General features: G+C 42.9%; 10 protein-coding genes. 4 read left to right on the top strand and 6 right to left on the bottom strand.

All coding sequences use genetic code 11. The annotated features are described in order from the left end of the window. Positions 1–221 (top strand): hypothetical protein (locus Q0241_RS02205; RefSeq protein ID WP_299372371.1); only part of this gene is annotated, 221 nt, incomplete at its 5' end. A 777-nt stretch (positions 222–998) separates the two neighbouring features. Here Q0241_RS02205 and Q0241_RS02195 read toward each other — a convergent pair. Beyond that, positions 999–2,219 (bottom strand): MFS transporter, encoded by a 1,221-nt coding sequence (locus Q0241_RS02195; protein ID WP_299372365.1) that lies wholly within the window; start codon positions 2,217–2,219, stop codon positions 999–1,001. Here Q0241_RS02195 and Q0241_RS02190 point away from each other — a divergent pair, their 5' ends adjacent. After that, positions 2,220–3,137, top strand: a complete 918-nt coding sequence (locus Q0241_RS02190; RefSeq protein ID WP_299372362.1) for a helix-turn-helix transcriptional regulator — start codon at positions 2,220–2,222, stop codon at positions 3,135–3,137. Between the two features lie 48 nt (positions 3,138–3,185). Here the strand turns inward: Q0241_RS02190 and Q0241_RS02185 are convergent, their stop codons facing one another. From Q0241_RS02185 to Q0241_RS02175, 3 genes are all read right to left on the bottom strand, one after another. Continuing rightward, positions 3,186–5,033, bottom strand: a complete 1,848-nt coding sequence (locus Q0241_RS02185; protein WP_299372359.1) for a BCCT family transporter — start codon at positions 5,031–5,033, stop codon at positions 3,186–3,188. A 407-nt stretch (positions 5,034–5,440) separates the two neighbouring features. Beyond that, complete coding sequence (msrP, locus tag Q0241_RS02180) at positions 5,441–6,448, bottom strand: protein-methionine-sulfoxide reductase catalytic subunit MsrP (RefSeq protein WP_299372356.1); 1,008 nt, start codon at positions 6,446–6,448, stop codon at positions 5,441–5,443. A 219-nt stretch (positions 6,449–6,667) separates the two neighbouring features. Next, positions 6,668–7,870, bottom strand: a complete 1,203-nt coding sequence (locus tag Q0241_RS02175; RefSeq protein ID WP_299372353.1) for a pyridoxal phosphate-dependent aminotransferase — start codon at positions 7,868–7,870, stop codon at positions 6,668–6,670. 387 nt (positions 7,871–8,257) lie between these two features. Between Q0241_RS02175 and Q0241_RS02170 the strand changes: the two genes are divergently transcribed. Further along, positions 8,258–8,557 (top strand): UvrB/UvrC motif-containing protein, encoded by a 300-nt coding sequence (locus Q0241_RS02170; protein WP_299372350.1) that lies wholly within the window; start codon positions 8,258–8,260, stop codon positions 8,555–8,557. Between the two features lie 110 nt (positions 8,558–8,667). Beyond that, positions 8,668–9,516: a hypothetical protein gene (locus Q0241_RS02165; protein ID WP_299372347.1), complete on the top strand. Its 849-nt coding sequence runs from the start codon at positions 8,668–8,670 to the stop codon at positions 9,514–9,516. A gap of 28 nt (positions 9,517–9,544) precedes the next feature. On the opposite strand, the gene Q0241_RS02160 is transcribed toward Q0241_RS02165, so the two are convergent. Beyond that, positions 9,545–10,723, bottom strand: a complete 1,179-nt coding sequence (locus Q0241_RS02160; RefSeq protein WP_299372344.1) for a hypothetical protein — start codon at positions 10,721–10,723, stop codon at positions 9,545–9,547. 4 nt (positions 10,724–10,727) lie between these two features. After that, positions 10,728–11,375 (bottom strand): hypothetical protein (locus tag Q0241_RS02155; protein WP_299372341.1); only part of this gene is annotated, 648 nt, incomplete at its 5' end.

Below are 11,375 nucleotides of genomic sequence, written 5' to 3'. Positions count from 1 at the left end.
CCACAAAGAGTCCTATGGACGGACTAAGGCTAACAATTTTGAATGATACAGGGCAAGATTATCTAATTCAATCAGCAACGCTACACAGGGAGGATTTCACAGCACCCACTTCTGGTTACAATGTAAAATTACATAATTTCGCATTCAAACACTTCTTTTTACCTCAACAAGGTGTTAGGTTATGGTGGAAAAAGCGGGAAAACCCAACAGAAACAAGCTAACGTGATACGCTTATCTTGATTTCTTGAAATAGTCACAATGTATGCACATTTAATTAAGACTTCTTGCGTTATGTTTTAATCTAGCATATAAATTTGCGCAATTACTAAACCGGGGATTGAAAGGGGCAGTTAGATGACACAGCGCTTTATTGGCGATGGTGGATCAAGCTTCTAATAAATTTAGATACCGAACTAAAACAAAGAGCGGCTTCAAAGAGTCGCTCTTTGTTGCTTAAAGCACCTAAGCAAGAGATAACTAAAATAAGCTCCGCCCTCACAGCGGGGTTTTTCTTTACCCGTAATCCAGACACAAAAAAGAGCCCCGCCGAAGCGAGGCTAGTAATTACTATTTGTTATCTGGAGAAGTAGATCCGAATTATACAAAAGTGATTTCGACATCGAAGGCGTTGTGTGATGAAGGAGATGCGATAGAGTGTAATAATCTCGCAGGGATATATTTAGAAGGTAAAGGTGTAGATCTCGGTGGTCGCCGTATCATTAAAAAATTCGAACAAGCATGTGATGGCGGTGAGCCGACAGGATGTATAAATACTGCCACGTTGTACAATGAAGGTATTGGCGTCGGAAAAGATCGCACAAAAGCAGTAACGTATATGTTAAAATCTTGCGGATTAGGGGAAGCCTCTGCTTGTAATTCACTCAAATAGTATTACTAAAATTTCCAGCTCCTACATATGAAAATGCCCCGGTTCTCTCAAGCTCACCACTCTAGAAACCAGGGTATTTTCATAGCAACCCTCATGCGAGATTCAGCCTCTACTCAGCAGGTTGAGGCAAAGGTTTTGTTCCTCCGATAACAACCTCATTACCGGGTCTAGGGTCTCGGGGGACGTTGAAAGCAAGGATCAGAGATATCACTGCCATGCCTGCACCAGCGGCGAAGACCATCCACATGGCTTCGTCGGGGAAGGCATGTCCGAAGAGGACAGGAATAAAGACAGCCGGGATGTGGTTAATGGAAAAGCTAACGCCAGAGGTAGCGGCGATATCCTTGTAGTCAGCAATCTTCTGCAAATAGCTTTTTTGAGCGATGGCAAAGGAAAAGAACAGGTGATCAAGTATATATAGAACAGCAGCAACCCAAGCCTCTCCGACGAGGGCATAACCGGAAAACACCAAAATGAGCCCGATATATTCACAGATCAGGGCGCGACGTTCACCCCAGCGCGAGATAAACTTGCCGATCTTGGGCGCAAGCCAGAAGTTAATAGCTTGGTTCACCAAATAGAGCATGGTGATTTCGGCAACGGAAAAGTCGAACTTCACGACCATCATAAAGCTGGCAAAAGCGACAAAAATCTGACGACGCGCACCACCCATAAAGGTCAACGCGTAAAAGAGCCAATAACGCTTGCGCAAAATCATCTTCTTGTGTTGCACTTCCTTTGGCGAATAGGACGGAAAAGCAAGCACAACAAACAGAACCATTAGAATGGTCATAACACCACCCGCCAAATAGACCCATTTGTAATCAAGACCAAAGAAGGTGAAGATCACCCATATCATACCGTATGCGATGATCGACGCGATGGACCGCGCAGAAAGCTGCCGCCCCATTGATAAAGGCGCTCTTTCTTTATCAACCCATTGCAGGGTTAACGACATCTGGACCGTTTCGTAATAATGAAACCCGAACGACATGATCACCGTGGTCACATAGAGGCCAAAGGCACTGGGATAAAAACCCGTGACAGCAACCCCCACACCCAACAGGATCAAAGCCATCAGACCGAAGGTGCGTTCTTTAATAAAGAGTAGGAATAATAGAGCACTGACCACCAACAGCCCTGGAATTTCGCGTACGGACTGCAAGATACCAATTTCAGCCAGACCAAAATCGGCCTTTTCCACAACAAAGTTATTCAGAAGGCTCATCCATGTAGCAAAAGCCAACGGCATCGCGGCAGAGAGAATGATCAGACAGCCTTCGGGCGTACGCCAGACTTCCGGTTTAAGATAATGACCGAGGGGTTTCATATGTTATTTTCCATCAAGGCTTCTATTGGTTGTCGCTACAATAGGGATAGAAAGCAAGACTGTCTTGCGTTATCATGCCATACGATATCGACAAACGGACAAAATATTCAATATACCATGAGAATTGAGCCGCCTCTTAACCAGCCACTGGTGTCAAAGCCCAATGATGTGCCTGCGGAACTGGTCCGCCCTGTCATGGTGCGTGCCGCCAATATGCGCCCCGGCAGACGTGTCTTGCCGCACAGTCATGCTTGGTGTCAGCTGGCCTATGCTTCTGAAGGTGTTCTCGCCATTTACACCAATCAAGGCAGTTGGGTTGTGCCTCCGCAACGGGCCGTCTGGATACCGCACGAAACCGAGCATGAGGTCTATTCACCTCATGGCTCTAAATGGCGGGCGCTGCACCTTGATAAAGAATTTTCCCAAGGCATGCCTGATAGCTGTTGTGTTATCTCTGTCTCAAAGCTGTTACGGGAAATGCTGATCCACGCCGCAACTCTACCAGTGGAATATGATGAACAGGGTGCAGACGGGCGACTGATGCAGGTTCTTATGGATCAAATCCGGGCAGCCAAAACCGTCCCGCTACATCTCCCTCTCCCGCAAGATATCAGGTTGCGCCGCGTTACCGAGCTTTTGATTCACACGCCCTCGGACCCACGGAGGCTCGAAGACCTCGCCTGTGATGCCGGGGCCAGCAGCCGGACGCTTGCTAGACTGTTTTCCAAGGAGTTAGGTATGACCTTTCGTCAATGGCGCAGCCAATGCCGCCTGATGGCATCGATGGAACGTCTTGCCCTTGGCGAGCCTGTGACCTCTGTCGCCATTGATCTGGGGTATGACAGCCCCAGCGCCTTTATCGCCATGTTCAAACGCACTCTGGGTAAACCACCTGCCGCATATTTTGCAACGCAATAAAAAAAGCCACGCATCTTTGCGTGGCTTTTCTGTTTGAGGCTGAAATACTTATTCAGCGGCCTCCGCCTCTGCAATCTTCTCTCTGTGATTATCTCGATAGAGAGCTTTCGCAAGAGAGATCACCATCAGCACCATCACCATTGTAAAGGGCAACGCCCCAATGATCATCGCATTTTGAAGCGCACCAAACGGGTTTGCTTCTGCGCCACTGTTACCTGCAATAATCAAAGCACCAATCACGCTGGTGAGAATGACACCCCAAATAATGCGGTGTTTGATGTCAGTTTCCTGCTCGCCACCAGACATGATTGTATTCATTACCAGAATACCAGAATCAGCAGATGTCACCAGGAAGGTCATAATCAGAACCACACACATGATCGTCAGACCCGACAGTGCACCACCAGACAGCATCTGACCAAGGGTCACAAACAGCTTTGCGGTATTACTTGCACCAAGAATTGCACCATCAGCACCACCCGTTAGCTCCAGATCAATTGCTGTGCCACCAAGAATGGTCATCCAAAGGAAACACACGATTGCTGGCGCAATGACGCACCCAAAGATAAACTCACGAACAGAGCGACCTTTTGAAATCCGCGCGAGGAAAAGACCAACAAACGGCGAGAACGCAATCCACCATGCCCAGTAGAAAGTCGTCCACCCAGCTTGCCACCCGAACTGACGCCCTTCTGTACCCGCAGCGTAAAGAGCGGCAGCAACCTCGTCTGAATTTCCCAACGCGGTTACAGATGCGGGCAACGTCTCTTTAAATCCGCCCAGAGATCCCCAAGCATTGGTCGCATTACCATAAATAGAAGCGATGTCTTCTGCTGACAGAGCCTTGGCTGCATCAGGAATCGCCATGGCAAACTCTTCGGCAGATAGCGGCCCATAAGCCCCAAATGACATTTGAGTGAAATGAATGATATAATCAACCAGACTTGCACCAAAAGTCGTCATTGCAAAGGCAAATGAACCAAAGAAAACAAACGTCAAAAGCAAGATGATTGACAGTACCAGATTGAGGTTAGAGAGATACTTAATACCCCGACCAACACCGGAAACCGCAGACAGAATTGAAAGCCCCATAATGATGAACAGCGCAGCTAGAAGTCCGACAACGCTTGGTTTCGGTGCTTCAGCATCACCGTTCATAAGCCAGCTCATATCAGTAACGGCATAGACACCATCAACAAACTGGCTAACACCAAACCCAATGGTTACAGACACGCCAAGAATAGTCGCAACAACGCCAAGCACATCGACAATGTGACCAAAAGGTCCATTAATCATCTTACCAAAAAGCGGCGTAAGAGCGGAACGGATTGTTAACGGCATATCCCGTGTATAGGCGTAATAAGCCAGAGACAGACCTGTGGTCACATAAATAGCCCAAGCATGAAAACCATAATGTAGGAATGTGTAACGGTAGCCAGATTGTACGGCTTCTTCAGTATTTGGTGCCACAGTACCGTCGATGATTACCGGATTAGATCCCCAGAGACCGAGGGGTTCTGCTGTCGCAAAGACCATTAAGCCAACACCTAGCCCAGCCCCAAACATCATAGAGAACCAAGAGAAGTTGGAAAATTCAGGTTCGACACCTTCTGCCCCTAGTTTCTTCCTCCCCGTTGCCGGAATCAAGGCAATGATAAACAAGAAAAAAGCAAAGCCACCAACAGCGATGATATAAAAGGTGTTAAAGCTGTTCAGAACATTGGAATTAAGAGCAGATAAGACGCTATTGGCATTACCCGGCCAGATCAACGCCCACAATACCAGCAAAGTCATACTGCCTTTACTGATCAAGGCAATGGGGATGCTGTGTCCCTCATAAAAGCCTCCCGTGGCCGTTTTGATCTCAAGATCAGTGAATGGTGGTTTGATTGACATTATGCTTCCCCGTTTCGATTTTTATTATCGTTCTTTGTGTAACAGCTTTAAAACTCTGATTACTCAAAACAATATGAAGCAAAAACGGGTGTAACCGAGTACACTGAAGTATTTTTGTATTATTATTATCTATTTATGTCTTTGCAGAAAGTCCAAGTACCATTTCACAGAGTTCAAACAGATAAACGACACTAATGTACGTCCTAATTTTTGATGTCGCTGCACAAATACTACTGTAACTTTCGAACAAAGCTTCAGTCAAACTTAATATACCCAGAACTACTCGAGAAAAACTGAAGTAAACTTAAGGATTATTGATCTAATAACTTTAATCACTGCGCACAAATAAAGGCAGAGCGATTTATATTTACGCTCTGCCTTATAATTTTTATCAAGGAAGTTTCTACTTAGGTATAAAGGCGTTCACCCTTTATATCTTTGTAAAGCTCAGCCACCTCATCCGCATACCCATTGAACAACAAAGTGGGCACTCTTTCACTTTTCCCAAGAGGTTGCTCCGTGGCTTGGCTCCAACGTGCATGCGCAACTTCCGGGTTCACATTTGCCCAAAAACCATATTCAGACCCTTGAATTTCTTCCCAGAAAGAAACTGGTCTTTTATCTGTGAAAGTAAATTTCACAATTGATTTGGTCGACTTAAAACCATACTTCCAAGGCGTCACTAACCGTAGCGGTGCCCCGTTTTGTTTGGGCATCGGCTTGCCATAAATACCTGTCGCGATAAACGCAAGATCATGGGATGCCTCTTCAATCGTTAGCCCCTCAATATAGGGCCATGGATACCAATGTGCTTTTTGTCCACTTGCGATATCGGGCAGATTAAACGTTTCCATGCGTATATACTTCGCACTAGACAGCGGACGAGCAAGTTCAACCAGCTTTCGAAGTGGAAACCCTGTCCAGGGAACAGCCATAGACCAGGCTTCAACACATCGATGGCGATAAAGACGCTCTTCAAGCTCAATTTTGGCAAAAAGATCATCGACATCCAACTGCATCTCTTTTTCAACCATTCCATCAATGGCGATTGACCAAGGACGCAAAGGTAATGCCTGTGCTTTTTCGTGAATGTTTTTTGAAGACCCAAATTCATAAAAATTGTTATATGTTGTCGCCAGCTCTTCAAAGCTGAGATCACGATCCAATTTATAGTAATCGTTTCTTTTCGCCGGATAATACTTGGCACTTGGATCAAGGCCGGATGTCTGTGTCGTACTTTGGGATGGCGCAGTTGCTTCTGCAGAGGGTTCATCACAACCAGATACAAGACCAACAGACAAAACAGCCGATCCCAAAGCAGCCCGTTTCATAAAATGGCGGCGATTCAAATATACACTTTCCTCGGTCAACTGACTTTCTTTCAGCTCCCAGGGTTTGCGAAATTTCAATAACATTCTAAATCCTCTGTCATGTTCCAGTTACAGAGATACTCCTTGTCCCTCTCACAAACAAATCACTGCTGCGTTAACACCACGTGTGACAGGGGCTAAAACGACCGCACAAACTAAAAGGGCACATCTAATGATGCGCCCTTTTAGTTTTACACCAGATCCTCTCGCCCGGATATCTTACACAGATATCTCCCGCGAATTGATCGTTTTTTTAGCTCAGCTCTAGCTCAGGGCCTCACAAGCACGCTTGATACGCTCACAGGCTTCTTTCAAAGCTTCGGTTGAAGTCGCATAGGAAATACGGAAATAAGGAGACAGGCCAAAAGCCTCACCCTGCACCGCAGCAACATCGAAACCTTCAAGAAGATAGGTCACAAAATCACCGTCAGATGAAATCTGTTTTCCATCCGGAGTTGTCTTGCCAATGGTGCCTTCGCAAGAAGGATACACATAAAAAGCGCCTTCGGGCTTAGAACAATTAATGCCCGGGCAGTCGTTGAGCAAATCAACAACCATGTCACGGCGCGCTTTAAAGACTTCATTGTGCTTGGGGATGAAGCCCTGATCACCACGAAGGGCTTCAACAGCCGCGGCCTGGCTGATAGAACAGGGATTAGATGTGCTTTGAGACTGAATTTTGGCCATGGCTTTTATAAGCGGCACAGGACCACCAGCAAAACCAATACGCCAGCCTGTCATACAATAGGCTTTGGAAACACCGTTCATGGTCAATGTACGATCATAAAGGGATGGTTCAACCTGTGCCGGCGTGACGAATTCAAAGTCATCGTAGACGAGCTTTTCATACATATCGTCTGTCAGGATCATCACATGCTCATGACGCTTAAGCACATCTGTCAGCGCTTTCATTTCGTCATAGGAATAAGCAGCACCTGTTGGGTTTGAAGGACTGTTCAACAACACCCATTTAGTTTTATCAGTGATCGCTTCTTCTAGATCTTCGGCCTGTAGCTTAAAGCCGTTACTTTGCATACAAGGCACCGCTACCGGCTCGCCATCAGCAAGAAGAACCATATCAGGATATGAAACCCAGAAAGGGGCCGGAATGATAACCTCATCCCCCGGGTTCAATGTAGCCATGAAAGCATTATAAAGAATCTGTTTTCCACCAGTACCGACGGTGATCTGTTCTGGTTTGTACTCCAGACCATTATCTCGTTTGAATTTTTCACAAATTGCAGCTTTGAGTTCTGGCGTCCCATCAACCGCTGTATAACGTGTGTCTCCACCATTGATGGCGGTTATAGCGGCTGCTTTGATGTTATCCGGCGTGTCAAAATCCGGCTCACCAGCGCCAAGGCCAATGACGTCACGCCCAGCAGCTTTTAGCTCACGGGCTTTAGTTGTTACAGCAATAGTCGGAGAGGGTTTGATTCGCGAGAGGCGATCCGCGAGTTGCGGCATGACCTTATGCTCCTGTTGTTTCGCCGGATCTAAACAAGATTAAGTCTGATCGGGCTTACGAGTTTCAAGACGGGGTGTTGCACAGCGGGCACCGTAATATAACCAACACAGACACCGCAACAGTGAATCGCAGTTTAAAACCATTTTATACGATTAGCTAATCAATGAAATAGACCAGAAAAGAAGGTGCCGTTGTGGAATCTAACCAGAAGGCTATTACTCACTAAATACATAAAACACCAAATTGCCGTATTTCTTCTAAATAGCTGTCACAGTTTATCTCTAGAACCCTTAGCCAGTAGAGTTCTACGGAATGAAACCACGAACCCTTAGACACAAACTTTGACGGTGATAGGCCGTTTTAATCCAACCCGAGGAGTATGAGGGATGCATCGAACAGGATATGTCCGCAATTCATACAAAAACAGCGAAACCAAAAAAGGTCTCGTTAGCCTAACAGCTCTTTTGGTCTTGTTAATCTCACTTTCAACTGTTTCCGTTTCCCTAGCCGCAATCCTGTCTCCAGAAACCTTCCTCGCCCAACGAATGACAGAACAAAAGAAAGACGAAATCAAGAAAGTACTCAAAAAACTCTACAACGAAATGGATCTTGCAACGCAGAATCTCGACTTCGAACAAGCAGCAATGCTCCGAGATGATATTGAGGAACTGGAGAAGAAGATATAAAGTTATATGGCGAAAGTGTTGTTACAAATGAATCTGGATATTTAAGAGGGGATACTATAACCTATCTCAAAGAGGTAGATTTTGGTCGAGCTAAAGGTAATGTCATTTGGGTGGATACAGTAGAGCATAGGAAAATCATCACAGATGAATTAAACTATAAAGAAAAGTCAAAATATTTTAAAGCTTTCTCGAGCGCACAAAGACCATTGTTTAGTCAGAAAGTAGATAATGATACTTTATACTTGAGCGCGGATACTTTAATTAGCGCTAATCCTTCGGATACTTTGAATTATATAATGGCGATAAGAGATGTCAAGATTTTTAAATCTGACTTACAAGCCATTTCGGATTCATTGTATTATTCAGATGTCGATTCTATGTTCAGGCTTTTTCTAGATCCAGTTTGTTGGTCCGACACGACGCAGTTTTCTGGAGATACAATTAGCTTGCAGCTTACAAATGATGCTGTCTCTGATATTTATGTAGATAAGAATGCATTTATAGCGACGCTAGATATGGCGGAATATTATAATCAAATAAAAGGAAAGAAAATCCATGCCATTTTAGATTCTAGTGAATTAGTACAAATGAATACAAAGGGTAATGCTGAGTCTATTTACTTTTTGAAAGACAGTGATGACAAGTATGTAGGGGCCAATAAAAACCTATGCAGTCATATGACTTTTAATTTCAAAGATGAAGAAATGGTCAACACTATTTTCTACACTGAGCCAGAAAATACCATGGTGCCTATGGGTAAAGCTACTAATGAAGATTTATTTTTAACAGGGTTTACATGGCGAGAGGCGGAAAGACCTAGGTCGTTTTTAGAATTGCGTGTAATTAGTAAATCACAGCAGATAGCTAATCCTTCAGGTGAGGGAAATGACCCTTTTGAGGCAGAAGTCAATAAAGTCTTCCTCAATGACAAACAAATTAAGAATGATAAAAAGCAATGAAGGAATGCGTCCGTAGTTTTTGTAATTTTTATTTGTTGCTGATTACTATTAATTTTAGACCACATATACCAGCCATAAATACAATCAAAAAAACTGGAGTTAAGATAGCAGTTCTTTGATAAAATGACGCCACAAATAAAACTAACATCGTAAGTACATGCAATGATAAACCAACCCTAAACCTAAAACAAAGCGAAGCATATATTAAGACTATAATTAGAAAACCAATAAATCCCGTTTTAATAAATACATTTTTCCATGAACTACTACCCCCTAATTTTTCGTTCAGGCCGAACATAAAAACTTTTAAATCCCCTTCTTGCCAAGTAATAAATAGTTTTTCATCTTTAGAAAAATACCTATTGTTACCAGAGAGTTCTCCGTCATCATTAACCAACAAGCGCTGAACTATCCTTTGATCTATAAAATCAGCAAGGGGAGAAGGTATTGTGGCAGCGAACAAGAATACTGTTAATGATAAGACTATAAAACTAACATTTCGCCTTATTTGCATAATATAATAAATCAGTGTAAGGACGTAAAATGCTAAAGAGAATGAAATTACTCCACCAAAAAAAATCAGGAGGTTATATTTATTTTTCAATTCAAATCTCGTTGAACATAAAACGAGGGCCGCAATAGTCCCAATTACACCAGGTTCATCGAACATTCCTTGAAAACGAAATACAGGCCAAGCCATCATATAATCAAGCATAACAGAACCAGGGAACAGGTAGTAACCCATTCCCTGTTCAACTTTTAGTTGGTTTGGGATATTATCAATAAGGATTTTGCCTAAAAAAAATAACTCAACATTGAATGACAGTAAATGTAGCACCCAGATAACAATACCTGGAATTAAGCTCATGGCAAATATTTTTTTGAACAAATCAAACACAAAAAATACACTTTCTTTACTCAAAGAAAACATACAGAAAAAAATAACAAACAAATAAATCGAGTATCCTAAGGAAGCATCGTTCAGGTTAGAATAAAAAAAAACGATAAGAGACGATGTTAAAGAAAACAATAAACTCGACAAACTAAATTTGTTCTTTGTCACTAACAAAAAATAGGCACTTACTAATAATGCAATCAAAACACAAAAAACCAAAAGAAATGACTTCCCCCAAACAAAATAAGGATAAGCAGAGAGGAAAATTGCCCCCCCTAACACACTCAAACCAACCTTTTGGTTAAATACCAATTGTTTATCTCCTCATAATAGCTTTGTAAATGAATTTAGGGATAAGTAAACGAAGCAATCCTTCATAAAATTCTCTTCGATAGATAACACCTTTATAAAGTGGCATTAATTTAATAGCTTTAGTCTTTTGCAAAGATGCAAAAGCTCGAAAGTACTGTAGGTCATTTAGAAAAACAGCCTCTTGATAACTCGATGTATGAACCCATTTACCTAAAATCAAATTACTATTGATCTGCATTTTATCGGTCAAATTAACCGTATTGTTAGCATGAGAACGATAGTAGAATAGGTAGTCATCTAGAAAGCCTATCTTATATTTGTACGCAACTCTAAGTATATAATCAAAGTCTTCAACCGCTAAAGTAACATCGTAAAGCCCTATATCGTGAATAACCTCCATTCTATACATAATAGTACAAGGGTTTACTCTGATTTTCTGAGTTAATAACTCTGAAAATAAATACCCTTCCTGGATGTCGTTAACTGGCAACTTACGCACGATTCCATTTTCATAAAATTTATATCGATTACTGTAACACAATCCATAGAAGGGGTTATTTTCTAGATAATCTACTTGTTTTCTTATTTTTTCCAAATTATAGTAACCATCACTAGCGTAAGTACATAAATATTCCCATTCAGCTAGTTTTAT

This window comes from uncultured Kiloniella sp. (assembly GCF_937128705.1).
In the GTDB taxonomy this organism is placed as follows: Bacteria; Pseudomonadota; Alphaproteobacteria; order Kiloniellales; family Kiloniellaceae; genus Kiloniella.
This window is presented reverse-complemented; position numbering and strand designations above follow the sequence as displayed.